This is a genomic window from Silvibacterium bohemicum (assembly GCF_001006305.1).
GTDB lineage: Bacteria > Acidobacteriota > Terriglobia > Terriglobales > Acidobacteriaceae > Silvibacterium > Silvibacterium bohemicum.
The window spans coordinates 57,995-83,551 of record NZ_LBHJ01000001.1; the positions used below are offsets into that span (position 1 = coordinate 57,995).

The 25,557-nt window shown below is 58.8% G+C and carries 24 protein-coding genes; 17 read left to right on the forward strand and 7 right to left on the reverse strand.

Annotated elements, in window-relative coordinates:
* The first annotated feature begins 595 nt into the window (after positions 1 to 595).
* Complete coding sequence (locus XX99_RS00245) at positions 596 to 4,084, forward strand: outer membrane beta-barrel protein (RefSeq protein WP_050057382.1); 3,489 nt, start codon at positions 596 to 598, stop codon at positions 4,082 to 4,084.
* Positions 4,085 to 4,283: 199 nt separating this feature from the next.
* Here the strand turns inward: XX99_RS00245 and fabG are convergent, their stop codons facing one another.
* Positions 4,284 to 5,030 (reverse strand): 3-oxoacyl-[acyl-carrier-protein] reductase, encoded by a 747-nt coding sequence (fabG, locus tag XX99_RS00250; RefSeq protein WP_050057383.1) that lies wholly within the window; start codon positions 5,028 to 5,030, stop codon positions 4,284 to 4,286.
* A gap of 237 nt (positions 5,031 to 5,267) precedes the next feature.
* Between fabG and XX99_RS00255 the strand changes: the two genes are divergently transcribed.
* Positions 5,268 to 5,552, forward strand: a complete 285-nt coding sequence (locus tag XX99_RS00255; protein WP_050057384.1) for a CopG family ribbon-helix-helix protein — start codon at positions 5,268 to 5,270, stop codon at positions 5,550 to 5,552.
* Positions 5,540 to 5,830: a type II toxin-antitoxin system RelE/ParE family toxin gene (locus XX99_RS00260; RefSeq protein WP_050057385.1), complete on the forward strand. Its 291-nt coding sequence runs from the start codon at positions 5,540 to 5,542 to the stop codon at positions 5,828 to 5,830. The genes XX99_RS00255 and XX99_RS00260 overlap by 13 nt, the downstream gene beginning before the upstream one ends.
* 40 nt (positions 5,831 to 5,870) lie before the next feature.
* Here XX99_RS00260 and XX99_RS00265 read toward each other — a convergent pair whose 3' ends face one another.
* Positions 5,871 to 6,776, reverse strand: coding sequence for a YqjF family protein (locus XX99_RS00265; protein ID WP_231581096.1), 906 nt, complete (start codon positions 6,774 to 6,776; stop codon positions 5,871 to 5,873).
* A gap of 147 nt (positions 6,777 to 6,923) precedes the next feature.
* Between XX99_RS00265 and XX99_RS00270 the strand changes: the two genes are divergently transcribed.
* The 13 genes from XX99_RS00270 (at position 6,924) to XX99_RS00335 (ending at position 20,523) form a co-directional block, all read left to right on the forward strand.
* A complete protein-coding gene (locus XX99_RS00270) occupies positions 6,924 to 8,516 on the forward strand; it encodes an FAD-dependent thymidylate synthase (protein WP_050057387.1) in 1,593 nt (530 codons plus the stop codon).
* A gap of 175 nt (positions 8,517 to 8,691) precedes the next feature.
* Entirely contained in the window at positions 8,692 to 8,961 is a 270-nt protein-coding gene (locus XX99_RS00275) for a CopG family ribbon-helix-helix protein (RefSeq protein ID WP_156185739.1), read from the forward strand.
* Positions 8,958 to 9,257: a type II toxin-antitoxin system RelE/ParE family toxin gene (locus XX99_RS00280; RefSeq protein WP_050057389.1), complete on the forward strand. Its 300-nt coding sequence runs from the start codon at positions 8,958 to 8,960 to the stop codon at positions 9,255 to 9,257. The genes XX99_RS00275 and XX99_RS00280 overlap by 4 nt, the downstream gene beginning before the upstream one ends.
* A 234-nt stretch (positions 9,258 to 9,491) precedes the next feature.
* Positions 9,492 to 10,574, forward strand: coding sequence for a recombinase RecA (gene recA / locus XX99_RS00285; RefSeq protein WP_050057390.1), 1,083 nt, complete (start codon positions 9,492 to 9,494; stop codon positions 10,572 to 10,574).
* 539 nt (positions 10,575 to 11,113) lie between these two features.
* Positions 11,114 to 11,539: a type II toxin-antitoxin system VapC family toxin gene (locus XX99_RS00295; protein ID WP_050057392.1), complete on the forward strand. Its 426-nt coding sequence runs from the start codon at positions 11,114 to 11,116 to the stop codon at positions 11,537 to 11,539.
* 47 nt (positions 11,540 to 11,586) lie between these two features.
* Entirely contained in the window at positions 11,587 to 12,081 is a 495-nt protein-coding gene (coaD, locus tag XX99_RS00300) for a pantetheine-phosphate adenylyltransferase (RefSeq protein ID WP_050057393.1), read from the forward strand.
* Positions 12,082 to 12,173: 92 nt separating this feature from the next.
* On the forward strand, positions 12,174 to 14,048 hold the full coding sequence (locus XX99_RS00305; protein WP_050057394.1) for a VWA domain-containing protein: 1,875 nt from the start codon (positions 12,174 to 12,176) through the stop codon (positions 14,046 to 14,048).
* A 246-nt stretch (positions 14,049 to 14,294) separates the two neighbouring features.
* Positions 14,295 to 15,494, forward strand: coding sequence for a TIGR03118 family protein (locus tag XX99_RS00310; RefSeq protein WP_050057395.1), 1,200 nt, complete (start codon positions 14,295 to 14,297; stop codon positions 15,492 to 15,494).
* 406 nt (positions 15,495 to 15,900) lie between these two features.
* Positions 15,901 to 17,097 (forward strand): pyridoxal phosphate-dependent aminotransferase, encoded by a 1,197-nt coding sequence (locus XX99_RS00315; RefSeq protein ID WP_050057396.1) that lies wholly within the window; start codon positions 15,901 to 15,903, stop codon positions 17,095 to 17,097.
* 299 nt (positions 17,098 to 17,396) lie between these two features.
* Complete coding sequence (locus XX99_RS00320; RefSeq protein WP_050057397.1) at positions 17,397 to 17,825, forward strand: GNAT family N-acetyltransferase; 429 nt, start codon at positions 17,397 to 17,399, stop codon at positions 17,823 to 17,825.
* Positions 17,826 to 18,027: 202 nt separating this feature from the next.
* A complete protein-coding gene (locus XX99_RS00325) occupies positions 18,028 to 18,705 on the forward strand; it encodes an HAD-IA family hydrolase (protein WP_050057398.1) in 678 nt (225 codons plus the stop codon).
* A 136-nt stretch (positions 18,706 to 18,841) separates the two neighbouring features.
* Positions 18,842 to 19,393, forward strand: coding sequence for a glutathione peroxidase (locus tag XX99_RS00330; protein ID WP_050057399.1), 552 nt, complete (start codon positions 18,842 to 18,844; stop codon positions 19,391 to 19,393).
* 416 nt (positions 19,394 to 19,809) lie between these two features.
* A complete protein-coding gene (locus tag XX99_RS00335) occupies positions 19,810 to 20,523 on the forward strand; it encodes a hypothetical protein (RefSeq protein WP_050057400.1) in 714 nt (237 codons plus the stop codon).
* Positions 20,524 to 20,733: 210 nt separating this feature from the next.
* Here the strand turns inward: XX99_RS00335 and XX99_RS00340 are convergent, their stop codons facing one another.
* The 5 genes from XX99_RS00340 to XX99_RS00365 form a co-directional block, all read right to left on the reverse strand.
* Complete coding sequence (locus XX99_RS00340; protein WP_050057401.1) at positions 20,734 to 21,255, reverse strand: hypothetical protein; 522 nt, start codon at positions 21,253 to 21,255, stop codon at positions 20,734 to 20,736.
* Positions 21,256 to 21,410: 155 nt separating this feature from the next.
* Positions 21,411 to 22,535 carry a 4-hydroxyphenylpyruvate dioxygenase gene (gene hppD / locus XX99_RS00345; RefSeq protein WP_050057402.1) on the reverse strand — a complete coding sequence of 375 codons (1,125 nt, stop codon included), beginning with the start codon at positions 22,533 to 22,535 and terminating at the stop codon, positions 21,411 to 21,413.
* 495 nt (positions 22,536 to 23,030) lie between these two features.
* Positions 23,031 to 23,876: a 2,3,4,5-tetrahydropyridine-2,6-dicarboxylate N-succinyltransferase gene (locus XX99_RS00355; protein ID WP_050057404.1), complete on the reverse strand. Its 846-nt coding sequence runs from the start codon at positions 23,874 to 23,876 to the stop codon at positions 23,031 to 23,033.
* A 37-nt stretch (positions 23,877 to 23,913) separates the two neighbouring features.
* Positions 23,914 to 24,345, reverse strand: a complete 432-nt coding sequence (locus XX99_RS00360) for a TA system VapC family ribonuclease toxin (RefSeq protein ID WP_050057405.1) — start codon at positions 24,343 to 24,345, stop codon at positions 23,914 to 23,916.
* A complete protein-coding gene (locus XX99_RS00365; RefSeq protein WP_050057406.1) occupies positions 24,342 to 24,575 on the reverse strand; it encodes a CopG family transcriptional regulator in 234 nt (77 codons plus the stop codon). Before XX99_RS00365 ends, XX99_RS00360 begins: the two co-directional genes overlap by 4 nt.
* Positions 24,576 to 24,642: 67 nt before the next feature.
* Here XX99_RS00365 and XX99_RS00370 point away from each other — a divergent pair, with 67 nt between their 5' ends.
* Complete coding sequence (locus tag XX99_RS00370; RefSeq protein ID WP_050057407.1) at positions 24,643 to 25,458, forward strand: class I SAM-dependent methyltransferase; 816 nt, start codon at positions 24,643 to 24,645, stop codon at positions 25,456 to 25,458.
* Positions 25,459 to 25,557: the final 99 nt, after the last annotated feature.

A 25,557-nucleotide genomic window follows, 5' to 3' on the forward strand; every position in this document is an offset into this window, starting at 1 on the left:
GCTTTGCTCCCTCAGGATGACAACTTCCAAGAGGATGTCAACAGAGCTAGGTATCTTCTAAAACTCTCGGCGGCCTGGCTGTTTCATTGAAGAAGGGAAGGCCTCTATCTCCATTTTATCAAGTTGAGAATCAAGACCCGCCAGGCTTGCAGGTATTTAATTTTTACGAATGTTGTAGATGTAGAAGATTTGCGCGGACGGGTGTCGACAACCTGTTCGATCGCTCGAATCGGGATCTTCTCCGAGATCCGAAATTGAAAGCCGATTCGCGAAGGACGGCGACCTCATCGGCGAGATGAAATCCGCTCGGGAATAAAACCGGGAACCTCGTGTCTTATCCAAAACAAGAGTGTTGATTGTTTGTTGTCTGTCCCTTTGGGGCGATCCAATCCCATCTCCAGGATATCTGCGATATCTGCGCACGCGCGAGGAGCGGTGTGTCCGGGTGAGCGGGAGGAAGATTCCGAAAACATAAAACCTTCTTTTCACCGAGGTCGCCTGGCGCGATCGCGTTGAAACATATGCAGGACTTTTTGGAGAGCATTTTATGAGTTGTAGTAACAAACGAAACAGAATCGATTTTTCTAGCTTGGCCATGACTATCCGGGATTTGGCCGTCCCGGCTGTGATTTTCGCACTGCTCCTGTTTTGCTTTTGCGGCGTCCTGAACGCGCAGGTCGATACGGGACAGGTCTCCGGTACTATTTCCGATCCGGCGGGCTCGGTGCTGACCGGGGTGACGGTCGCGGCTCGCAATCTGGGCACGAACGCTGTGCGCAATGTTACGGCTAGCCAAAACGGCTTCTATGAATTTGCCGATCTTGCGTCCGGGAAATACGAGCTTCGTGTAGAAGCTCCGGGCTTCGCGGTATTCGCGCAGCAGTTCGAGGTGACGGTCGGCGGGCATTTTGCGCTGAATGTGAAGCTTTCGGTTGCCAGCGCCTCGGAGGAGGTGACCGTCAGTGCGGCAGGGGGGATTCAGGTCAACGCCCAGACTCAGGAGCTATCGCAGGTCGTCAGCTCGGAGCAGGTGACGCAACTGCCGTCGCTGACGCGCAATCCGTATGACTTCGTTGCCATTTCCGGCAATGTAAGCAACGGCGACCGGGCGCAAGGCCACGATCAGAACAGCACTTCGCGCGGCGTCAACTTTTCGCTGAACGGCCAGCGCTCGACGGGCACCGACATCCTGCTCGACGGTGTCGAGAATATCGAGTTGTTCAACGATGCGGTAGGCCAGACGGTTCCGATCGATTCGGTGCAGGAATACCGCGTTACGACCAATAATTTTGCGGCGCAGTATGGCCGTGCCTCCGGTGGCGTGGTTAACGTCATCACCAAAGCCGGCAGCAACGCGTTCCATGGCAGCGCGTGGGAGTTCAATCGCCTCTCCGCGTATACCTCGAACACCTACGACAACGATGCGAATGGAATTCCGAAGGGCACGTATACGCGCAACCAGTTTGGATTCGCGGTGGGTGGCCCGATCGTGAAGAACAAGCTGTTCTTCTTCGAGAGCACCGAGTGGCTGAGAACGCGCAGCTCGGCGAACTCGATCGCACTGGTTCCCGATCAAGCATTCCTGGCAGTGGCCTCGCCGAGCACCCGGGCTTTTTTCGCGGCGTACGGGCAGAATCAGCCAACGGCCAATGCTGGAATCATCACCCAGCAGCAGATTGTGAAAGGCTCCGGCGCTGCCTTCGGACCCATGTTCAGCGCGCTTGCGCCGACCACGCCGATTTTCGACCGGGTGAGCTACTCTTCGCCGACCGATGCCGGGGGCGGTGCGCCCACGAACCAGTTTTATCTCGACGGCCGGGTGGACTATAACTTCAGCGACAAGACGCAGACCTACGTTCGCTATGCGCTGCAGAAGCTTACGAATACCAACGGGTTCGATTCTTCGTCGCCTTACTCGCAATTCGATATCGGCGACGATGCCACGAATAATTCAGTTCTTTGGAACATCTCCCATATCTTCAATCCGCACCTTTTGACGAATACCAAGCTGAGCTATACCCGCTTTAATCTGAACCAGACCTTCGACACGGCATTGCAGGGCGCTCCGTCGTTGTACCTCTTTCCCAGCGCGACGATTCTCGGCACTCCGACGATCTTCCCCGGCTTCTGGTCGACGAACCCGGATTCACTCACGAACGGATTGCCATTCGGCGGACCGGAAAACACCATCCAGTGGAACCAGGACGTCACCTATTCGCGCGGCGCTCACGAATTGCAGTTTGGCACGCAGGTGATTTACCTGCAGGACAACGAGGCAGCGGGGATCTTCGCTCAGGCCGACGAACAGCTGGGCACAAACCAGGCCAACTCGCTCGAAAACTTTCTGTCCGGCAACGTCTCGCGTTTTGCCGGCGCCGTTTATCCGCAGGGAAAACTGCCTTGCGCGGAAAACTACCTCACGGGCGGCCTCGCGCAGACTCCGCAATGCACCATCAATCTGCCCGCGACTCAACCGAGCTTTGCGCGCAGCAATCGGTTCCATGACTGGGCCGCTTATGCGCAGGACTCATGGAAGGCGCGACCCGGGCTGACGCTGAATTATGGCGTGCGCTATGAGTACTATGGCGTGCAGCACAACAACAACCAGAATCTCGATTCGAACTTTTACTTCGGCGCCGGCCCGGGCATCGGTGAAGAGGTTCGCAATGGCCAGGTGCTGACGGCTCCGAACAGCCCCAATCACCGGCTGTGGAATCCGAGCTACGGCACGGTGGCTCCGCGGGTTGGCTTTGCCTATGACATCACCGGCGACGGCAAGACTTCGGTCCGCGGTGGCTTCGGCATCAGCTATGAGAGGAACTTCGGCAACATCACCTTCAATATCATCGAGAACCCGCCGAACTATGCGGTAGTCGAGATCACTTCGGGGACGCCGATCACGGTGTCCAGCGCGGGACCCCTGGCTGCTAATGGGGGATCGGTGGCGCTTCCGCCGACGGAACTGCGCCAGGTCGATCCGAACATTAAGACTGCGCAGACACAATTCTGGTCGCTGGCGCTGGAGCGGCAGATTGTTCCGAATACCGTGCTGTCTTTGCAATATGCCGGCGCACGCGGTATTCACCTGTACGACATCAAGGATTTCAATTCCCAGGGCGCCGGCAATGTGCTGCTGGGCGACCCCTTGCGCGCACCGGGTGAAGATCCATCCGACTTTCATTACTCGCGGTTGAATAATCAGTACACGTCGATCAACACTCGCGGCTCGAATGGAGATTCGTACTACGACGCTTTGAACATCAGCCTGCAGTCCACGAACCTGGCGCACACCGGGCTAAATATCACGGCGAACTATACCTACAGCCATAACATCGACGACATCAGCTCGACCTTCTCCGAAAGCAACAGCGCCAGCAACGGAGTGGGAAATCTGGGCTATCTCGATCCTGAAAACCCAGGGCTTGATCGCGGCAATTCGGATATCGATCTTCGGCAGCGTTTCGTCCTGGCTCCTATCTGGAATACGCCGTGGTTCGAGGGGCAGAGAGGATGGAAGGCGAAGTCGCTCAGCGGCTATCACGTCTCCGGAATCTACCAGGTGCGGAGCGGAACGCCATTCTCGGTTTCTGACAGCAGCAACTCCCTAAACGCAGGCTCCGGCTATGGGATTCCGCGCTACGCTCCGGCTGCGGGCACAGCCCAGAAGCTGACCAAGAGCGCAATCGGCTCGAACTTCAACGGCACTCCGAATAACTTCCTGCTGGCGAACTTGCCGGCCGCGCTGAGTTATGGGAATCCGGCTCTGGGCGGCATCTCGGACTTCGGTCCCTACCCGGCATCTATGACGGGACGGAACTACTTTACGGGGCCGGGCGCGTGGAATCTGGATTTGGCGGTGAGCAAGACCATCCCCATTACCGAGAAGCTGTCGTTGGAAGCGCGAGCGGAAGGATTCAATATCCTCAACCACTCGAACCTCTACGAGGACGGTGTCCAGAACGACGTAGCGCAATCGGGCTACGGGGTTCCCATTCCCATCCAGGCGAAGAAGGGCGGAGTCAGCAGCAGCAGCGCGGGGGATGAGCGCCGCTTCGGCCAGTTCGCGTTGAAAGTTAACTTTTAGCCGCGGAATTTTGCGAAACAAAGGCACGGCTTCGGCCGTGCCTTTGTTGTTTCCAGCGGAGGCTCTAGTCTCTTGAGTCACGAGTGTGTGGGACATGGAAGTCGCTCTGCTGCTGTGCCGGGCTTAAAAAAACTGCAGATCCCACCACTGCGCTACGGTCGGGAAGACAAATTGTGAGAGTAATCGCAGACTCAAGGCTCTAGGCCATGTGCATGCCGCCGTTGACGTCGAGGGTGTGGCCGGTGATGTAGGCGGCTTCCTCGGAGGCCAGGAAGCGGACGGCGTGGGCGACATCCTGCTCGGTGCCGGCGCGGCCGAGCGGAATCTGCGCCAGCATGGCTTCGAGCTGCTTCTCTTCGAGCACTCCGGTCATCGCGGTTTCGATATAGCCGGGCGCCACGGCATTCACGGTGATGCTGCGCGATGCCAGCTCGCGGGCCAGGGCCTTGGTGAAGCCGATGAGCCCAGCCTTGCTGGCGGCGTAATTGGCTTGTCCTGCCTGTCCGGTTTCGCCGACGATGCTGGTCATGTTGATGATCCGACCCCAGCGCGCTTTGAGCATGGAGCTCAGCACGGCCTGGGTCATCAGGAACTGGCCGGTGAGGTTGGTCTGGATGACGCTGTCCCAATCGGCGCGCTTCATGCGCAGCAAGAGCGTGTCCTTGGTGATGCCGGCGTTATTCACCAGGATGTCAATGCTGCCGAAGTGGGCGATGGCGGCCTTGGCTCCGGCCTTGATGGAGTCTTCGCTGGCGATGTCGATGGCGAAGACCTGGGCGGCGCCTCCGGCGGCGGTGATTTCAGCGGCGACGCCGGCCAATTTCGATTCATTGCGTGCGGCGAGAGCGATGCGGGCTCCGGCCTTGGCCAGCTCCAGTGCGCAGGCCCGGCCGATGCCCTGCGAGGCTCCGGTAACGAGTGCGGTTTTTCCTTCCAGTGATGCCATGCTTTTGGGGGTTCTCCAATGATTACCTGGGGATAATTATAAAAGAGCGGGGTGTAAGAGCAGGGTGGAAGAGCAGGGGTTAGGGTGTAGGGGTTAGGGTGGATGTTTCCACATCTCGGAGTCGAGTGGGCACCCAGCCCTTGCTCAATCCAGAATGCTGCTGACCATTGTCGTGCCTGACGGCTAGCTGCCATCCGGGATAGAATTAATACCAGGTAACACCTTGGAGTACCGCACATGTCTTCCTCTGCGACTACCAGCATCAAGCTTGACGAGAAGATGAAAGAACGAGTTCAGCGCCTTGCGGCGTTGCGACGCCGCACTCCCCATTGGATTATGCGGGAGGCAATCGAGCAGTACGTTCTTCATGAGGAGAAGCGGGAGCAGATCCGACAGGACGCGCTGGCGGCCTGGGCTCATTACCAGGAGACAGGCCTGCACGTTACAGCCGAGGAAGCCGATGCATGGCTGGCGAAGTTGGAGGCCGGTGAGGATGCGCAGCCGCCTGAATGCCACGCCTGAAGTGGTCGCAGCCCGCGCTGCTGGACGTCGCCCGTCTGCATGATTTTCTTGCTTCCAAAAGCAAGGAAGCAGCGAAGCGCGCGGTCAGAGCTATCCGTGAAGGAGTGAAGGCGCTCGGTACACATCCGGAGATTGGCCGTCCAGTGGAAGAGTTGCCCGACGAATTCCGCGAATGGGTCATCGAATTTGGCAAGGGAGCCTATGTGGCTCTTTACCACTATGACGGAAAGCAGGTCGTGATCCTGGCTATCCGGCATGGGCGCGAATCCGGATACTAGGGCCTTTCCCCACCCTGTTTCCTATACCCTATCCCCTGCTTTATAGCGGCTTGGCTGCCGGTACGGGCTGTCCGGCGCGCTGCCTTACCAGGGCGGGCAGCTGCTCCAGCGACCAGATGTAGACCACCAGCTCGCGGCTGTAGTGGAGCAGGGGTTTGGTATCGGGCAGGACGATGCCGTGGGCAGCGGGCAGCTCGTTGATTTCGAACTCCGCTTCGGCGCGTTCCAGCGGCCAGGGCAGATGATGAATATTGCCTTTGAAGAGCGTTCCGCTGGGATGGGCGGCGTAGAGCGCGTAGCGTTCGGTCAGAAACTGTTCGAGACCATGCTTGTCGGAGGCCTCGCCCAGGCTGCGATAGCGGGCGCGGAAACGGGCGGGCGTCCTGGTCAGATGCCGCTCACTGGTATAGCAGAACTCGCGGTTGTCGCAGTGGTCGATGCGCATTTTGGCCCAGTAGTAGGGCAGCCGGTAGAAGAGGCGGGCGTAGGCGACGGCCAGCGGATTGCCGGCGTCGAGCGAGAAGAAATAGACGCCGCCGAGATTGGAATGCGGCTCGCGTACATAGGTACGCAAATTCAGCTCGGGAAAGCGGCTCGCCCCAGGAATCGCGGGCATGCCGCGCCTGCGAATCTGGTCCATCCAGAAGGGAACGATGCCGACCCAGGCCGATCCGTCGAAGGTGTCGACGGCGAGGCCCTCGGGAAGCAGGGCGGCTATCTGCGCGGCGGGAACCGGCCAGTGAGCGAAGAGCAGGTCGTTCCAGCGCTGGGTCATCGACCAGTGAGCGGTGGGCAGTGGCCAGGGGCGATGGCCGGTGGTCGACAGAATATCGCGCATGTTGGAAGACGGGCCGGACCGCTTTTCCGGAGCCCGCCTGCCAAAGTAGAGACGGGATTTCTGCTCATGAAGTTGTGGCATCGATTCGTGGTTCGCGGTGTCGTTCACGCTTTTTTAAGAAGCTCGCGCAGATTCCAGCTGGGGTACCCCAAGGCATCAAAGTGTACGCTATTTTTCCTCAGGAAAAGCGAAAGATAGCCAGTCTTCAACAGGATGTAGCGGCGGGAAGCCATCACGATACCGTATCCTGTGCCCATGCCTGAAATTGAAGCCGCCTCCTCCGTTGTCGACCCTGTTCCACCTGCCAGCGAGCGGCCGCAAAACCAGACCGAAGTCTTTGCCGTTCACGGCGCCGATCCGGAGGTGCTGGCCTATGCCATGGCCAAATATTCGCGGTCGTCGCTCTCCATGAAAGACTCGCTTCGCGAGATCAGCAGCCAGCGTGCAGAACAGTTTCTAAACACATTCTATTTCCAATATGGGCATCGCTCCATCGCCGACCTGGCACATTTGGCCTTTGCCATCGAGCGGCTCTCGCTGCTGGCGGCGATTGTGCTGGTGGACGAGCAGCGCTGGGATGGGCAGGAGCGGTCGACGCGCTACCAGAATTTCCGCAAAAGCGGCTGGTATATGCCGGATTTCGGGGCCGACCAGGCATCGGCAAGCCTGTTCGGGGAAAGCATCGAGTCGCTCTTCGCGACGTATCACGAGGTTGCCGAGGGGGTGGCGGAGTCGCTGAAGTCGAGCGTGGCCAAGCCGGAGGAGATGAAGCCGGAGACCTACGAGCGGACGCTGAAGGCGCGGGCCTTCGACGTGGCTCGTTACCTGCTGCCGCTGGCTACCAACACCTCGCTCGGCCAGATCGTGAATGCGCGGACGCTGGAGACGCAGGTTTCTCGGCTGCTTTCGAGCCCGTTCGCCGAGATACGGCAGCTGGGCGAGAAGCTGCGCGCGGCGGCCAGCGGCGCGGCATGGAACGTCTGCGGAGAAGATTTTGCCCGGCTGCAAACGGAGATTGCGGCGGCCGATGCCGGTCTGGGCGAGCGCGCTGCCGAACTGCTGACACGCGAGGTGAAAACTGCTCCGACGCTGGTGAAGTACGCCGCGCCCAATGAGTACGAGATGACGACGCGTCGCGAGCTGCGCCAGGCGGCCGCCGACCTGATGAAACAGGAGCGCATCGATGCTGCGCCGCTGGTCGATCTGATCGATGCCGATCCGAGTCTGGAGGTCGAGCTGGCGACGACGCTGCTTTATGGCGCGTCCCATTACCCTTACCGGCAGATCCGCAACCATGTTGCGGTTCTGCCCGCGGTGCGGCGCAACGAGATTATTGCGCTCGGCACGCGCCATCGCGGACGCCACGACGAGCTGCTGCGCGAGTTCTCGGCAGGACAGGTGCTCAAGTTCGACATCCTGATGGATATCGGCGGCTTCCGCGATATGCACCGGCATCGGCGCTGCGTGCAGGTGCTGCAAGGATTCACCTCCGAGCATGGCTTCGACACGCCGGAGGGGCTGAAGGAGGCCGGGCTTCTGCCGGTTTACGAAAAGGCCATGAAGGCCGCGCATGCCGCCTATGCGAAGCTGGCCGGTGGAGAGGCTCCCGAAGCGACGCAGTCGGCGCAATATCTTTTGCCGCTGGGCACGCGCAACCGGGCTCTCTTCAAAATGGATTTCGCCGAGGCGCTCTATATCTCCGAACTGCGATCGGCTCCGCAAGGGCATTTTTCCTATCGCCGCGTGGCCTGGGAGATGTATCGCGCGGTGCAGGAGCGGCATCCGGTGCTGGCCCAGTATTTCCGAGTGACGGATGTGAATGAGCCGGTGGATTTGCTGAAGCGCTAGGCATTTGCCATGCGGGCGGACGCGCCTTCGGCGGGACTTGCCGTCCAGGCGATTGCGCCTTCGGCGCTTGATGCGTGGAGGCCGGCGATTGTGGTCTCCCACATCTCAAATCGAGATGTGGGGCGCCCGGGATTCTTGCGTCGTATTTTCTTGTAATACGCCGTATTATTTAGGAATGGGTGCTCAGAAGACCGTCAGTTTTCGCATGGATGCCGGTAAGGTGGAAGCGCTCGACGAGCTTGCGGCGCAGACTCGCCGTGATCGTACTTTCCTGTTGAATGAGGCGGTCGATGCGTGGCTCGATCTGCATTCGTATCAGCAGCGGCTGGTGGAAGCGGGCATGAAAGCGGCGGAAGAAGGCCGGTTTGTGGACAATACCGAGATGCGCAAGCGTCTGGCTGGGCTGAAGAAGGCAGCGTCGAAGAAGAGAAGCCCTAAGGCATGAAGGTCCGCTGGACCGAGCCTGCGGCGGTCAACTGGGAGCAGGCTTTCGAGTACATTGCGCAGGACAACGTCACGGCTGCCTTGGCCATTGCCGAGAAGATCATCGAAATGACTGAGATGCTGGCGGTGCATCCGCATGCCGGAAGGCCGGGACGCGTTGCCGGAACTCGCGAGCTGGTGATTTCCGGCTCGCCGTTCCTTCTTGCCTATGGAGTCGATATCGCCGAGGACGTGATCTGGATCTACGCGGTCTATCACGGGCGGAGAAGATGGCCGGAGCGATTCCCGAAAAAGTGATCGGTATGGGCCTGAGATGTGTGGAAATTGTCTGTCGGCGAGGGCAATGGCATTGTTTTTTGAGCTGAAGGGTCAATCCCAGGAGCGCTTCCACACTGCCAGATGTTACTATAGTTTTTGTATTTTCTTCGCCCCTTGATTTTCAATGCTACTATGCACTCAACCCGCACTGTCCCAATTAGAAACATGGTTTCATTTTGGTTTTGACGTGCGTCCCTAGACTGGAGAAACAACGTGGCTGACGACCGTTCCCGCGCTATAGACCTGGCGCTTTCGCAGATCGAAAAACAATTTGGCAAGGGCTCCATCATGCGGCTGGGCAGCAAAGAGGTGGTGCCGATTGCGACCATCTCCACCGGATCGATCTCTTTCGATGCGGCGCTGGGCGTGGGCGGAGTGCCGCGCGGCCGGGTGATCGAGATCTTCGGTCCTGAGTCGTCGGGCAAAACCACCCTTACGCTGCAGATCATCGCTGAGGCGCAGAAGGCCGGCGGCATGGCGGCGTTTGTGGATGCGGAACATGCGCTGGACCCCATCTATGCCAAGAAGCTGGGCGTCGACGTGGACAACCTGCTGGTGTCGCAGCCGGATTACGGCGAGCAGGCGCTGGAGATCACCGAGGCGCTGGTGCGCTCGGGAGCCATCGACGTGCTGGTGGTGGACTCGGTAGCGGCGCTGGTGCCGAAGGCGGAACTGGACGGCGAGATGGGCGATTCGCACATGGGACTGCAGGCGCGGCTGATGTCGCAGGCGCTGCGGAAGCTGACCGGAACGGTGTCGAAATCGCGGACTTCGCTCATTTTTATTAACCAGATCCGGGAAAAGATCGGCGTGATGTTCGGTAATCCTGAGACGACGACGGGCGGGCGCGCACTCAAGTTCTACTCCTCGGTTCGTATCGATATCCGGCGTATCGCAGCGGTGAAGGAAGGCGACGTGGTCGTCGGCTCGCGGACCAAGGTCAAGATCGTGAAGAACAAGGTGGCCGCACCGTTCCGCGAGGCGGAGTTCGACATTCTCTACGGCGAGGGCATCTCGCGCGAGGGCGATGTTCTGGATCTGGCGGTGAACAACAACATCGTCGAGAAGTCCGGCGCGTGGTACAGCTACAGCGGCGAGCGTATCGGCCAGGGGCGCGAGAATGTTCGCACCTTCCTCAAGGAGAACAAGGATACCTTTGCCCGGATCGATGCACAGCTTCGCCAGAAATTGGGTATCGCGAGCCCGAATGCCGCTCCGGCGGAGATTCCGGTGGTGCCGGTCAACGGCGCAGCCATCGCGCAAGAGGCGGTAAGGCCGGCGGCGCGGCGGCAGTAGGGTTTCAAAATGGAATTTCGAAAGGGAGTTGGTTCGCCAGCTCCTTTTTTACTTCTCGCTCTATGTATGTATGCTTATGTATGTAAGGAGGGTTTCGGCATGAGCAAAGCGGATGAGGTGATTCGATATGTTCGCAGGACGTATGTCGAGCCAGCCTTAGAGGGTGGTCATCGCATCATTAAGATCCGGGCTGGAGACGTTCATAAGGCGCTGCAGTTAAACAATCGCGTGCCGTCCGTCTGCCAGGCGCTTCTGTCGCAGCGTTTTCTCGACCAAAACAGCCTGGAGTTGGTGGAAAAACATGGTCCTCCCTCGGGGTCCAGCACGACCATGGTCTTCACATATCGCTTGCATCGCGATGCTAAATCCTCGACTAGCCGGAATGGGCACAGTGGGTCCGACAGCCAGCCAAGTCTTCTGCTATCTCTTCGAGGCGCCGGGAAAGAGCTGTTCGCCAAATTGGGAGGAGGGGAGACACTCCTGCAAGAGGAGCGGCGGAGATGGAACACTGACACGGCGCCGCTTTCCCGGAGAAAGGCGTGAGCCGCATTTATTGGGACGCGATGGTCTTTATCTATCTCATCGAAGATCATCCTGTTTTCGCTCCTAAAGTCGAACACATCTATAAGCGGATGCTTGAACGGCAGGACACTCTTTGCACCAGTGCTTTCACCGTTGGCGAGGCGTTGATTGGACCGATGAAGGGCAAAGATACTGAATTGATCGCCAAGATGAGAGCTTTGTTTCAAAGCTCTGAAGTGACATTGCTGTCATTTGATCCAGGCATCGCCGAGATGTATGCGGACTTACGGGCCAACTGTGCGGTGAAGGCTCCCGATGCCATCCATCTGGCAACGGCGGCTCATGCGCGGGTAGATCTTTTCCTGACCAACGATAAGCATTTGCAGCGGCTGACCATCCCGGGGATCGCCTTCATCGCGGGCTTGGACGGATCGGTCTTCTAGCCTTCCCGAATTTTTACGCTGCTCTTACCTGATAAACTCCCTATGGCGTGAACACTGTAAAGGCCATTTATCCCGGCAGCTTCGATCCGGTCACCAACGGGCATCTCGATCTCATTGCCCGCGGTGCGAAAATTTTCGATCACCTGGTTGTTGCCATCCTGCGCAACTCTCACAAGAACCCGCTTTTCACGGTCGAAGAGCGAGTCGAGATGTTGACCGAGGGCATGGCCGGCTTCGGGAATGTCTCCATTGCGACATTCGATGGTCTTCTGGTCGATTTTGCTCAGGAGCAGAATGCGCAGGCGGTGATGCGCGGTATTCGTGCCATCAGCGATTACGAATACGAGCTGCAGATGGCGCTGATGAATCGCAGGCTGGCTCCTGAGCTCGAGACCATCTTTCTGATGCCGGACGCCAAGTACTCCTTCGTCAGCTCGCGCCTGGTCAAAGAGGTCTTCGAGCTGGGCGGTTCGGTGAAGGGCCTGGTGCCCGAGTTCGTGATCGAACGCTTGAAGCAGCACGTCCCCAAAAGCGGAATTTAGGCATATCCAAAATCGCGGGAAATTGATTTTGCACGATTCGATCTTTCGGGCGATTATGAATTTACCCCCAAGTTCAACATAGGCGGTTTCTCGTGACTCGCTCTCCCGCTGCTGTTTTATTCACCTGCCTGTTTGCGGCATCGGCACTTGCTGCGCAAACAGCTGCACCTGCCACTTCCGGCGACACTCCATCGCAAAACCAGACGGCGGCCGCACCGCCGGTCGCTTTTCGCGCCCAGGTCAATCTGGTACTGGTAGATGCGGTGGTCACCAACAACGGCGCGGTTGTCTCCGGCCTGGATAAAGACAAGTTCAAGCTGTATCAAGATGGCAAGCTGCAGCAGATCCGTATCTTCGAGGAGCATAAGCCGGAAGAGACTACGCTGAGCAGCGTGGGAGTCCAGCTTCCTCCGAACACGTACAGCAATTTTCCGCAGTACAACATTGCCGGCGCCGCGAACGTGCTGCTGCTCGATGCGTTGAACACTCCGCTTTCCGACCAGGTGTATGTTCGCCAGCAGATGCTGAAGTATCTCAAGAACATTCCTCCGGGGACGCGCATCGCCGTCTTCACTCTGGCTTCGCGGCTGCGCATCGTCGAGGGTTTCACGACGGATTCCGACGTGATCGCGAAGGCATTGTCGGGCAAGGGCGGCCCGCAGCAATCCTCGATACTCGATCCGGACTCGGATCAGCAGCTCTCCAACCAGATCAGCGATATGTCGGGGCTGGGCGGATCGCAGGATGTGATCAGCTCCATGCAGCAGTTCGAGGCGGACATGACTTCGTTTCAGACCGATGTCCGCGTTGAGACTACGCTGGACGCGATGAAGCAGCTGGCCCGTTATCTCAGCGTGATTCCGGGGCGCAAGAATCTGATCTGGTTTTCCGGTTCGTTCCCGCTGGCCATCGATCCGGATTCGACGCTGCAGGATGAATTTTCCGGGATGCGCAATTATTCCGACGAGGTGCGCCAGACCGACGATATGCTTTCGGCAGCTCGCGTCGCGGTGTATCCGGTGGACGCGCGTGGACTGCTGACGCTGCCCAGCGTGAGTGCCGCGAACAGCTACACCACGACGCCGGCCGGCGTATCCGCGGAGACCAGCGGGATGGGGGGGCGCGGTGGTAAAAGCGGCGTCCGCGGCTCGCACACAATAGGCGGTGGAGGCGGATCGAGCCAGCCGGCGGCGGCCGCAGCCGACCGGAAGTTCATGGCCCAGACGATCCAGGAACATGACAGCATGCGTCAGATTGCGGAGGATACCGGCGGCGAGGCGTTCATGGACACCAACGGCTTGAAAGATGCTGTGGCAAAGGCCATCGGCAACGGCTCCCACTACTACACCATCGGCTACGTGCCCACGCTGCAGAAATACGACGGCGCATTTCATCGCATTCGCCTGAACGTGGATGGCGGCGCTGTGGCGGAATACCGACGCGGCTACTATGCCGACGATCCGAGCAAAGCCGCGGTCGATCCTCAAGCTTCGTTGAATGCGATGAACGGCGCTGTTGCTCGGGGCGCGCCGCCGTTGGCGGATATTCTCTTCAAGGTTCGCGTGCTGCCGGCTGATGATCCCTCGGCGAAGGATGTGAAGCTCATGCCGGGTCTGGCGGGAGAGCAAAAAGATTTGAAATCGCCTGTAAAGCGCTTCCTCATCGACTATGCCGTCGATCCTCATCCTTTCGCCTTCACTGTCGCTCAGGATGGGAGCCGGGAGGCTCACGTGGAGTTTGCAGTTATCGGCTACGACGCGGACGGGAAGCGGCTGAACTATACGGACAAGGGGATGTCTTTCCATCTGACCCAGGCGATGTACGACCGCATCATGCAGTCGGGGGTTCCGATGCACCAGGAGATCGATCTTCCGGCTGGCTCGATCCATCTGCGCATCGTGGTGCACGATCTGAACAGCGGGCGGGTGGGATCGACGGAGCTCCCGCTTACCGTGGCGAAGAAGTAGATACTTCTTCGCCGGTTCTCGTCCTATCCGCTTTATCTTCCGTGCGGAAGTTCGTGCCCGGCATTCTAGTTGTTGATGGGCGTGTAAATGATCCATTCATAATGAAATATTCTCCAGAACCCCGTGTTTCTACACCAGCTAATCATTGAGTTAGCGCTCATGAAGAGATTGATGTGTGTTTTTGAATTCTTGCTGAAGGCACACTGCAAGGCTCATGCGAAAGCTCGATGAAGCACGAGGAGAAATATGAAATCACTAGTACGTTTGGCCGTGGGCTCGCTCACGGTTCTTTCCATGGGCGCTCTGTCGCAGGCGCAAGAGTATGTTCAAACCAATCTCGTTTCCGCCACGTCGGGTGTAGCTCCGGTAACGGATCCGAGCCTGAAAGATCCCTGGGGACTCAGCCGCACCTCCGGCTCCGACTGGTGGTCGTCCAACGATGACTCCGGCACAGCCACGCTTTACAACGGCGCCGGCATTAAGAATCCTCTCGTCGTCACCATTCCCTCCACCAATCCGTCAGTGAACCCGCAGGGTAAGCCGACCGGCGTTATCGCCAACGGCAGCACGACGGATTTCCAGATCACGCCCGGTAAGCCGGCCGCATTCATCTTCGCGACTCTCGATGGTGGAATCGTCGCGTGGAACCCCAACGTCCTGATCACCAAGGGTCAGTCGGCTCCGTCAACCAACGCCGTCCTGATGGACCGTGGCGCCGTGGGCTCCGTATACACCGGCATCACCAGCAACTTCATCAATGGCCAGCGCTTCCTGTATGTGGCGAACTTCTCACGGAGCCGCATCGACGTCTACAACAACGCGTTTCAGCATGTGAACCTGAGCGAAATCACCACCAACGAGGTCGCGTTTAATCAGGATCGCAGTGCCACCACTCCGGCCCTGCCCTTTACCGACAACGAAATTCCTGCAAACTTCTCCCCCTTCAACGTGGCGTCGATCGGTCCCGACGTAGTTGTCACCTACGGCCAGCTGGTAGAAGGTGTGCCGGTGGGTCAGGGTGGCGAGGGCCTTGGCTATGTCGACGTGTATAGCTCGTCGGGTCAGCTTCTGACCAGGCTGGAACATGTCAATCAGCTCAATGCTCCCTGGGGTGTTGCGCTGGCTCCGCTGGATTTCGGAGCCTTCAGCCATGACCTGTTGATCGGCCAGTTCGGCGGCGGCGGCACCACGCCCTTCGCCGGCACCATTGCCGCTTTTGATCTCGCCACCGGCAAGTTCGAAGGCACGCTCGAGGATGCATCCGGCCAGCCGATTACCATCCCCGGCCTCTGGTCGCTCAGCCCCGGCAACGTAGCTCCGGCGAACGTCGATCCTTCGAAATCGCCCGCTGCTGAGGTTTACTTCACGGCGAACGATGCAGGCAAGGGCCTGTTCGGCTATTTCTCGGCCGTCGCGACCCAGCTCACCGAAGGCAGCAACCAGTAAATTCTTTCTGCTGCACTCGGAACACTGTATGCACGCTGCAACTCTTGGAGCTGCAGCGTGCATTTTTCTTTTTACGAAGCATTGTGGACGATTCGATTCGCTTCAATATCGTGTGAGGAAACGGCAATCTTGAGTAAGAAGTGTCCTGCATATTTCCATCGGGCTGTTATTGCGGCGACAGTAGGGGACTACAGGTCCCTCAACTGCGCTTCGCTGCGGTCGGGATGACAATTCATATGCGGAGTGACAGGGAATGTTGCGGGCTAACTCACGTCACCGTCTCTGGACCTTAGTTCAGGTGAGATCGCTCTCTGCGCGTGGAGGAATCGTCAAACGTGCCGTTTCTGGGATGTGATCGACATTTCTTTCTCCGCGCGCGGTGAAAATCTGAAAAAATAGTTTCATCATGTCTGGAACCACTTCTGCCACCAAGCTCTTTGCCGATCGCATCGGACGTATCGAAGTTTCTGCCACCATGGCCGTCACCGCGGAAGCCGCCAAGCTGCGTGCTTCGGGCGTAAATCTTGTCGATTTCGGCGCGGGCGAGCCGCACTTTCCTACGCCCCGCCACATCAAGGACGCCGCGATTGAGGCCATCAACGGCAACTTCACGCGTTACACCGTGGTCTCGGGCATTCCCGACGTGCGCAAGGCCATCGTGCAGCGGCACGCCTCCGATTTTGGCTCCGACTACACGCCGGAAGAGGCGGTCTTCACCACCGGCGGCAAGCTGGCCATCTTCAACCTGGTGCAGGTGCTGATCGACCATGGCGATGAGGTGATTCTGCCGGTGCCGTATTGGGTGTCTTACAAGGACATCATTCAGTACGCGGGCGGCCAGGTGGTCTATCTCGAGACGGAGGAGGCGGAGAATTTTCGCATCTCGGCCGAGGCGGTGGAGAAGGCGATCACGCCGCGCACCAAGGCCATCTTCCTGAACTCGCCGTCGAACCCGGCGGGATCGGTGATTGCGCCTGCTGACCTGGAGCGCATCGTCAAGCTGGCGCATGAGCGCGGCATCTACCTGTTCCTCGACGAGTGCTATGTCTATCTGCAATACACGGGTGCATTGGTGAGCGGCGGCTCGTTCACCGAAGCGAAAGAGCATGTGATCGTGCTGGGTTCGCTCTCGAAGACCTATGCCATGACCGGATGGCGCGCCGGCTACGCGCTGGGGCCGAAGCCGATCATTGCGGCGATGAGCAAGCTGCAGAGCCAGTCGACCTCATCGACCGCGCACTTCGTGCAGAAGGCGGCTATCGCTGCGCTGAGCGGCTCGCAGGAATGCGTTGCGGAGATGCGCGCGGATTATCTGACGCTGCGTGATCAAGTCCTCACACGCATGGCAGAGATTCCTGGCATTACCTGCACCAAGCCGGAGGGCGCGTTCTATGTGTACCCGAATGTGTCGGCGTATCTCGGCAAGCCCGGAGCGCAGACTACGCTGGAATTGGCGGCCCGGCTGCTGCATGAAGGCCATGTGGTGACGGTGCCGGGTGAGGCCTTCGGGACCAAGGAGCACATCCGGCTGTCGTATGCTGTCTCGCACAAGGATGTGGATGAGGGCCTGGATCGCATGAAGGCTTTCTTCGCCAAGCTCTAGGACCGGTCTCATCAATGATTTGTGGCTGCCCATCGCTGGACGTGCTCAGGGGCTGAAGCCCAGTCCTTACAGGGTTCGAAGCGGCACGACTGAAGTCGTGCCCTGATACGAATCCTTGATGAGGCGGTTCCGGTATCCCACATCTCAGAAGCGAGATGTGGGGCAGGACTGGCCGTCCGGCGCTTGATCTGTGGCCGTAATGACGTTCGTGGTATCCCACATCTCAGAAGCGAGATGTGGGGCACCCGGTTATCTTTTCGGAGTTTTCTGCTTCAGCGTTTCTGTTTTAGAGCTTTCGCGTGGACATCGAACCTACGCTCACCATCCAAACCGAGCTCGATCAGGATGGCATCCTGCAGCTGCGCTCGCGCCTGGTCGAGTACAACCGCAGGTTCGTGCCGGAGATGAACTATCTCCCGCTGTTGCTCTCACTGAAAAATGCGGAGCAGCAGCTAGTGGGCGGCCTCTTCGGGCAGATGTATCACTCCTGGTTATTCATCGATCTACTGTGGGTTGCGGACGATGTCCGGGGGCGCGGCTATGGACGGCGGCTGATCGGCGAGGCCGAGGTCCAGGCTGGTAAGCATGGCTGCCACTCCATCTGGCTCGATACCTTCAGCTTCCAGGCGCGGGGATTTTACGAGAAGCAGGGTTATGCGGTTTTTGCAGAACTGCCGAATTATCCTGGCGAGCACACCCGTTATTTTCTCTCGAAAAAATTGAGCTAAAAGAAACCGAGCTAATGTTCTGCGTTCGCATCCGCAGTAGGAACTGCAGGTCCCTCCACTTCGCTTCGCTACGGTCGGGATGACAATTGATGTAGGAATCAATGGCTCAGGAGACTAGGGACTGCGTCCAGTCTTCTACGCGCAGGCGGTCGGCACGGTCCTCTTATCCAAATTGTTGCGGGCCGACTGGTAGTCTGGAGCTATGAAAGTTACCGTTCGCGGCATTCTCTTCGATATGGACGGCGTTCTGGTCAGCTCCCTGGGCTCCGTCGAACGCAGCTGGACTACGTGGGCCGAAAAGCATGGGATGAACATTGCTGAGGCTATCCAGACGGCGCATGGCCGCCGGGCGATCGAGACGGTGCGCTTCCTCCGCCCGGATCTGAACGCGGACGAGGAGCTAAAGTACATTGAAGACCTGGAAGTGGAAGATAACGACGGGTTGGCTATTCTGGGCGGGGTGAAGCCTCTGCTGGAAACTCTGCCGGAGAAATACTGGACCGTGGTGACTTCCGCTACCGAACGGCTGGCGCGGAGCCGGATGAAGGCTGGGGGCATCCGGGTGCCGTCGCGAATGATTACCGCGGATATGGTCACGAAAGGCAAGCCCGATCCCGAGCCCTACGAGCGCGGTGCGGCGTTGCTCGGCCTCAAGCCGGAGGAATGCCTGGTGATCGAGGATTCAGCCTCGGGCGCGAAGGCCGGGCAGGCCGCCGGCTGCAAGGTTCTGGCCACGCTCTTTTCGCATTCCGTGGAAAGCCTCGTTGCTGCCGACTGGATCGTGCGCTCTCTCGAGGATGTGCGGTTCACTCTTGTGGATGAGTCGATCGAGCTTGAGTTCGAGCCCGTGGGCCGCGTTGTTTCTTCGCTTCGCAGCTAAGATGTTTTCACCACAGAGTTCACGGAGAGCGCAGAGGGATTTGGAGTGGGACGGAAATCCTCTGCGGTCTTCGCAGGGAAATGACATTTGCATTTTCGGCGATCATTTATGATCGCGTCAGTATCCGGAGGGGAAGATGCGCAAGTTTGCCGCTGTTCTGATGTTGTGCCTGGGAGTGGGCTCTGCGATGGCCGTTGCACGGAGCGTTTACGACTTCACGCTGAAATCGATTGATGGCAAGCCGACCAGCCTGCACGCGTACCACGGCAAGGTGCTGCTGCTGGTGAACGTGGCGAGCAAGTGCGGCTATACGCCGCAGTATTCGGCTCTCGAATCGGTCTACGAGAAGTACAAGGGCCAGGGGCTGGTCATTGTGGGCATCCCAGCGAATAACTTTGCCAGCCAGGAGCCGGGCACCAATGCCGAGATCAAGAGCTTCTGCAGCCGGAAATACAATGTCACCTTTCCGATGATGGAGAAGGTTTCCGTGAAGGGCGATGATCAGACTCCGCTCTACCAGTTTCTGACCGATAAGGCGACCAATCCGCAAATTGGCGGCGACATTCAGTGGAACTTCACCAAGTTTCTCTTCGATCGCAACGGCAAGCCGGTAGCTCGCTTCGAGCCCGCTGTTACTCCGGATTCGCCGCAGGTGACGGCGGCGATCGAGGCGGCGCTGAAGAACTAAGTATTCTCAGAGGCTATAGCCGTATCGTTCGAGGGTTGGGAGTGGCATGGTTGAAGCCATGCCCTGATACGAATCATTTTCAGGGACCGATACGAATCATTTTTTAGCCACCCTGGCTCTGTAGACTTGCTTCTTCCTGAATTCGGATTCTGGGCTGCGAATACAAAGATGGTGGCAGTGCGAGCAAACTGCAGGTCCTTCGACTCGCTTTGCTCGCTCAGGATGACAATTTCCGAGAGGGGCCTGGGGTTGCAACAAGGGCAGGCAGCTCTCGGTAGTTGGTTGCTCAGGGGATGAAACCCCGTCCTCTGCAAGATCATTGTGTTTGACTCGCTCGTTGGGTCGTCCTAGGTTCTTTCTCCCTTCGGTCAGCCGAATGACGTCCGCAGGGAATTTCAATTGCGCTGAATAGGTTCATGGCTTACACCGTCAAAGCTGAAATTTTCGATGAGCGCAAGATGCGCACCCGCAACAAGCCCTGGTACCGGGTGGCGCACTGGCCTATCTGGATCTGGGTATTTTTTCTTGCGCCGGGCCCGCTGACCTTCGATCTCTTTGCGAAGGGCGGCAGCGTCGGCAACCTGATCTGGCTAGGCGTGGTGTTGCTGGCTACGGGAACCGCGGCGTTCTACGGCCAACTTCCGGGAGCTGAGCCTGCGCCCTACATCCTGCGCTTCAATGAGGAGCGGCCGAATCCGCTCTACCGGAAGATCTGCTACAGCTTTGCCTGGAATGCGCTGATCAACTTCACGCTGCTGAACCTGATCGGACTGGCTGTCGCTGTTGCTACGGGCAAGTGGTATCTCAAGCAGATTTACGCGCATGGATACACGCCGATCTGCGTCGTTGTCCTGGCGCTGGGAGCCTTGGGACTGCTGCCGCGCGTGGGGCGGTCGACCAAAGGCGAAGGAGTGGAGCGCCGCTACTTTTATGGCGCGGTGTGGGCGGTGACGGCGGCACAGGTGGTTCTGCTGCTGCTGTGGAAGGCGATGCCACGCACGCATGCGACCGACATCGTGAAGCTGGCTGTCTACTCCGCTGTGCTGATTGCCATGGGCATTGCCGCCGCCTTCGGGAAGCTGCCGCGCACGCGGCCGATTCTTCCCGGCGAGCTAATGGTCGCCGACTGATCGCGTTGGCGGCGCACCCTCAGGCGCAGCCATGCTTGTGCTTCATCGCTGGACCAGCATGGCTTTTTAGAGCATTTTTTCTATTACCGTATCCTTTTGGAAATTTGCTAAGTGCACCTTTTCTTAACGGAAAAGCGGTGTAAAGTACCTCTCCTCGGTCTATATCTATAGAAAAAATGCTCTAGCCTGGGCGAAACTTGTCGCGTGTAACTATTCAGGTTTGGAAGCTGTAGCGGCAGCCGCTGCCTTTGCTTTGGTGGGCACATTCTTGCCGTGCTCGGGGTCGTAGTCGCGCTTTTTCATCCAGTCTTTGAAGTCTGCCGGCGACTCCGAGGACAGGCTACCGTTATGGGAAACGTAAGCGTAGTCCTTGACCTGGGTCTTGAAATCGCAGGTGAAGTAGGCGTTGGGCTTTCCGAAGACGGGCATTAAAACTACCAACTCCTGATTCGGCTTCTTCCACTTCGCGGGATAGGTCTCATAGCCGAAAGAGGCCTTCAACTTCTCTGAGCACTCGTAGCTGAAGTCGATGCCGCGGACGTCATTGTTGGCGAAGAGATTGGCGCGGCCTTCTCCCTTCGTCTCCTCTTCGACCCGATTGTGATAGAAGTCCGTTTCGCTGCGGTTGAAGATGTGCAGGCGGAAAGGGTAGTCGGCGGGATTTTTGCTTTCGGCGCTGAGAAGGCTGGCGGAGAGCAGGATGCTGGAGCAAATAAGGCGGGAAAGACGCATGAGGAAGCCTCCTATTACCAGCATGTTAGTGGATTTCGAACTGCGGGAAAAAGCCAGGTCTGTCAATTTTCGGTTAGGGAAATCTGAGACTGAGGCGGCAAAAGGAAAGCGAGCCGATCTGTAAAGACCGGCTCGCCTTTGCGCTTCAGACTTGCTTATAGGTTTCCGCGTGCCGCCTGCTCGCGCTCGATGGCTTCGAAGAGCGCCTTGAAGTTGCCCTTGCCGAAGCTGCGGCTGCCCTTGCGCTGGATGATCTCGTAGAAGAGCGTGGGGCGATCTTCTACCGGACGCGTGAAGATCTGCAGCATGTAGCCTTCGTCGTCGCGGTCGACCAGGATGCCGAGTTCCTCCAGATCCTGGATGGGCTCATCGATCTTGCCTACGCGGCCTTCGAGCTCGGAGTAATAGGAGTGCGGGACCTTAAGAAATCCCACGCCCTGTTCCTGCAACTTGGCCACGGTTCCGAGGATGTCGTTCGTCGCCAGGGCGATGTGCTGCACTCCGGGGCCGTGGTAGAACTCGAGATACTCTTCGATCTGCGACTTTCTGCGGCCTTCAGCCGGCTCGTTGATGGGGAACTTCACGCGGCCGTTGCCGTTAGCCATCACCTTCGACATGAGAGCCGAATACTCGGTCGAGATGTCCTTGTCGTCGAAGTGCTGGTAGAGCGAGAAGCCCATGACATCGCCGTAGAAATCGACCCAGCGATTCATCTCGTTCCAGCCGACGTTGCCGACCATGTGGTCGACATGAAGCAGACCGGTTGGACGGGCGATGGTGTCGGCAGGCTCGGGACGGTAGCCGGGCAGAAAGGGACCGTTATAGTTGTCGCGCTCGACGAAGGTGTGGATGGTGTCTCCGTACGCGGCAATCGAAGCCAGCTTTACGCTTCCGTATTCATCTTTGAGCTCGTAGGGCTCCTGGATGCTACGGGCGCCGCGCTTGGTGGTCTCCTTCCAGGCCTGCTTGGCGTTGTCGACCCACAGGGCCACGTCGCGCACGCCGTCTCCGTGGACATGGACGTGGTGGGCGATCTCTCCGTCGGGGCGGAGGGCGGTGGTCAGCACGAAGCGGATCTTGCCCTGTTGCAGGACATAGGAAGCGCGGTCGCGGAGACCGGTCTCAGGGCCTGCATAAGCCACCAGGCTCATGCCGAAGGCGACGCGATAGAAGTAGGCTGCCTGCCGCGCATTGCCTACGTAAAACTCAACGTAATCCGTGCCATTGAGAGGTAGAAAATCTTTCCGGACAGCGACTTCCGGGTGAAGCAAGGTCGACATAATTCGATACTCCAATTCATTGGATGCTGATCGCCAAGGACCGGTCCCGAGGCTCCGGACGCAGGGCGACCACCTACCATATACCGACGTGCGGACCGTTGCATAGTCGCAGCGGGGAGGTTACCTGTTGATGAATCGTGGTCCATACCTTGATTCTTTATCGGCAGTTTCCGGGGGAATTCATGGATTGTGGATCAATTTGGGAGGGACTGGCCGTCCAGGCGGCTGCGCCTTCGGCGGGACTTGCCGTCCAGGCGATTGCGCCTTCGGCGTCTTGGGCCGTGGATTCCCACATCTCAAAATCGAGATGTGGGGCACCCGGGCTGGAGGAGAAGATCGTCCCTCAGCGGCTGAAGCCGCGCGAAGTCGCGTTTTGATGTACGGCCTGAAGGCCGTACCCTTCAAGTTCTTGCTATCAATACTTTGCTATGCAATTTGCCATAGCCACAGATCCCGTTGACGAACTGGTACGGGGTGTTTCGAGCGGTCGAGATGCTAGCGAAGCAGGTCTTCGAGCGCGAGGCTCAGCTCCGTTTTCTCGTCGCGGTATTTGACGATGACCGGGGTGTAGACGCTGAGGCCCCATTCCTGGCCTTTGCCTTTGTTCACCGCGCGCGCACCCGGTACGACGACTGCGCCTTCGGGGATGATGAGCGGCTTATCTCCTTCAGCGCGCAGCACCTCGCCGCGAACCACGTCGTAGACCGGGGTGCCGCGGGTGAGCACCGTTCCTGCCGCCAGCACGGCGCGCTTGCGGACGATGGTGCCTTCATAGACGCCGCAGTTGCCGCCTACCAGCACGTCATCTTCGAGGATGACGGGGCTGGCGTTGACCGGCTCGAGTACGCCTCCGACCTGCGCTGCGGCGCTGAGGTGCACGCGTTTGCCGATCTGCGCGCAGCTTCCCACCAAGGCGTGAGAGTCGACCAGGGTGCCCTCGTCGACATAGGCTCCGGTATTGATGTACATCGGCGGGACGCAGATGACTCCCTTGGCCAGGAAGGCTCCGGCGCGAACCGATGAGCCTCCGGTCACGATGCGGATGCCATCTTCGGGCTCGAATCTGCGGATGGGGAAGGTGTGCTTGTCGATGCAGGGCAGCTCGGTGCCCGAAGTCTCCAGATGACCTAGCCGGAAGCCCAGCAGGATGCCCTGCTTAACCCAGGCGTTCACGCGCCAGCCGGTGGGAGCGTCAGGATCGGGCTCCGCAGAGCGGAGAGCGCCGGTTTCGAGGGCGTTGCGCAGTTGTTCGAAGGCGGCCATAGCCGCGGGATCGCCCGCGATGGAAGATCCTGCGGCGAAGAAGTGTTCTATCTGTGATTGAAGATTTAAGTCGTGCATTCCTGCTTGAGTTTATCAATGAGGCAGGGAGTAGGGGTCAGGGGATGAGGTGGAGGAAGCGTGCTCCGTTGTGGGTGGCATCGGTGATCAGGTGACGGTCGAAGGTTGCCAGCTGGCCTCCGTGGGCTCGCGCCAGTCCCAGGAGGTAGGTGTCGACAGTCTGAGCGGAGGCGAGCAGCCGCGATGTCTGAAATTTTCCGGGGTCCAGCAGGCTGACGTCGTCCGGCCAGAAGACGTGTCCGGGCAGCGCGCAAAAATTCGTCATCAATGTTGCGACGGCGGAGGGCGTGCCGGGGGAGTTCGAATAGGCGGGATTGCCGACGATGCGGAGAACGCCATTCTCGGTCGTGGGGCAGGTCGCCCAGGATTCATGTGCCTGCACCGCGAACCAGTCGTGGGCGGGATCGTGATGAATGTGCATGGGGTCGATCAACGCGATCAATACATTGATGTCGGGCAGAAAGGTCATGCGGGTTGCTCATCGCGAAGCTGGTTTACGAGCTCCAGCGAGCCGGGTGTCGCGTGCGGCTGTACAGGCAGCAAGGGGACGCCGTTGCGCTGCTTGCCGCCCGATAGGTTCGCCCGCAATCCCTGACGGGCGAGAGCGGAGACCACTTCTCCAATCGACCTGTTCTGGCGCGCAGCCAGATCTTTTGCAGCCATCAGGACATCGTCATCGAGGGTTAAGCTTGTCCGCATTTCGTTCCATCAAGAATCAATTGAGTTACATCTAATTCGTGTTTGTATATCGGCATATGGAGAAGAAATGACTACGGGCACGGACATAGAAAAACTCAAAGCCTCGATGCGTAAGACGTGGACGTCGGGCGACTTCGGCAAGGTCGCGCCGCAGATGGCTTCAGAGGCTGAAACGTTCGTCGGCCGGCTGGGTATTACTCCGGAAATGCGGGTGCTCGATGTGGCTTGCGGCACGGGAAATCTGGCGATTCCAGCAGCGCGAAGGGGCGCCACAGTGACGGGCCTCGATATCGCGCCGAATCTGCTGGAGCAGGCGCGGCAGCGGGCTGCAGAGGAAAAGCTGGCGGCGGTTTTTGTCGAGGGAGACGCCGAGCAGTTGCCTTTTCCCGATGAGCACTTCGATGTGGTGATGTCCATGTTCGGGGCGATGTTCGCTCCTCGTCCGGAGCTGGTGGCGAAGGAGCTGGCGCGCGTCTGCAAGCCCGGCGGCAAGGTCGCGATGGCCAACTGGACATTCACCGGGGCGGGGGCCAAAATGTCTGCGGTAACCGCCAAATACCTGCCGCCGCCCGCGGATATTCCGTCCCCCGGGCTGTGGGGCGATCAGGCAATCGTGCGCGAGAGGCTGGCCGCGCATGGCCTGCAGGTAGAGACGACTCTTCGCGCGGTGCTCTTCCAATTTCCGTTTCCACCCAAGGATGTGGTGCAGTTTTTTCGCGAGTACTTCGGGCCAGTCAAGATGGCATTCGAACGCATGGACGCGGCCACACAGCAGAGCTATGCAGCGGACCTCGAAAAGGCATGGACCGATCACAACGAAGGTGGTCCAGGCCGGACAGCGCTTCAGAACGAATATCTGGAAGTGATCGGGATCAAAGGTTGACCTGGGGTTTGCGCCGAAGGCGCGTGTCGCTGGACGCCAGACATAAAGAAAACTGCAGGTCCCTCCGCTCCGGTCGGGATGACAAATTTATTGAGTGAT

What these genes read in the sequence shown, in the direction of transcription:
- XX99_RS00270 (WP_050057387.1), top strand. Translation starts at nt 6,924, where the DNA reads ATGCCTGAAATTGAAGCCGCCTCCTCCGTTGTCGACCCTGTTCCACCT.
- XX99_RS00310 (WP_050057395.1), top strand. Translation starts at nt 14,295, where the DNA reads ATGAAATCACTAGTACGTTTGGCCGTGGGCTCGCTCACGGTTCTTTCC.
- XX99_RS00280 (WP_050057389.1), top strand. Translation starts at nt 8,958, where the DNA reads ATGAAGGTCCGCTGGACCGAGCCTGCGGCGGTCAACTGGGAGCAGGCT.
- XX99_RS00330 (WP_050057399.1), top strand. Translation starts at nt 18,842, where the DNA reads ATGCGCAAGTTTGCCGCTGTTCTGATGTTGTGCCTGGGAGTGGGCTCT.
- XX99_RS00245 (WP_050057382.1), top strand. Translation starts at nt 596, where the DNA reads ATGACTATCCGGGATTTGGCCGTCCCGGCTGTGATTTTCGCACTGCTC.
- hppD (WP_050057402.1), bottom strand. Translation starts at nt 22,535, where the DNA reads ATGTCGACCTTGCTTCACCCGGAAGTCGCTGTCCGGAAAGATTTTCTA.
- XX99_RS00365 (WP_050057406.1), bottom strand. Translation starts at nt 24,575, where the DNA reads ATGCGGACAAGCTTAACCCTCGATGACGATGTCCTGATGGCTGCAAAA.
- XX99_RS00360 (WP_050057405.1), bottom strand. Translation starts at nt 24,345, where the DNA reads ATGACCTTTCTGCCCGACATCAATGTATTGATCGCGTTGATCGACCCC.
- XX99_RS00255 (WP_050057384.1), top strand. Translation starts at nt 5,268, where the DNA reads ATGTCTTCCTCTGCGACTACCAGCATCAAGCTTGACGAGAAGATGAAA.
- XX99_RS00315 (WP_050057396.1), top strand. Translation starts at nt 15,901, where the DNA reads ATGTCTGGAACCACTTCTGCCACCAAGCTCTTTGCCGATCGCATCGGA.
- XX99_RS00275 (WP_156185739.1), top strand. Translation starts at nt 8,692, where the DNA reads ATGGGTGCTCAGAAGACCGTCAGTTTTCGCATGGATGCCGGTAAGGTG.
- XX99_RS00340 (WP_050057401.1), bottom strand. Translation starts at nt 21,255, where the DNA reads ATGCGTCTTTCCCGCCTTATTTGCTCCAGCATCCTGCTCTCCGCCAGC.
- XX99_RS00335 (WP_050057400.1), top strand. Translation starts at nt 19,810, where the DNA reads ATGGCTTACACCGTCAAAGCTGAAATTTTCGATGAGCGCAAGATGCGC.
- XX99_RS00325 (WP_050057398.1), top strand. Translation starts at nt 18,028, where the DNA reads ATGAAAGTTACCGTTCGCGGCATTCTCTTCGATATGGACGGCGTTCTG.
- fabG (WP_050057383.1), bottom strand. Translation starts at nt 5,030, where the DNA reads ATGGCATCACTGGAAGGAAAAACCGCACTCGTTACCGGAGCCTCGCAG.
- XX99_RS00370 (WP_050057407.1), top strand. Translation starts at nt 24,643, where the DNA reads ATGACTACGGGCACGGACATAGAAAAACTCAAAGCCTCGATGCGTAAG.
- XX99_RS00260 (WP_050057385.1), top strand. Translation starts at nt 5,540, where the DNA reads ATGCCACGCCTGAAGTGGTCGCAGCCCGCGCTGCTGGACGTCGCCCGT.
- XX99_RS00355 (WP_050057404.1), bottom strand. Translation starts at nt 23,876, where the DNA reads ATGCACGACTTAAATCTTCAATCACAGATAGAACACTTCTTCGCCGCA.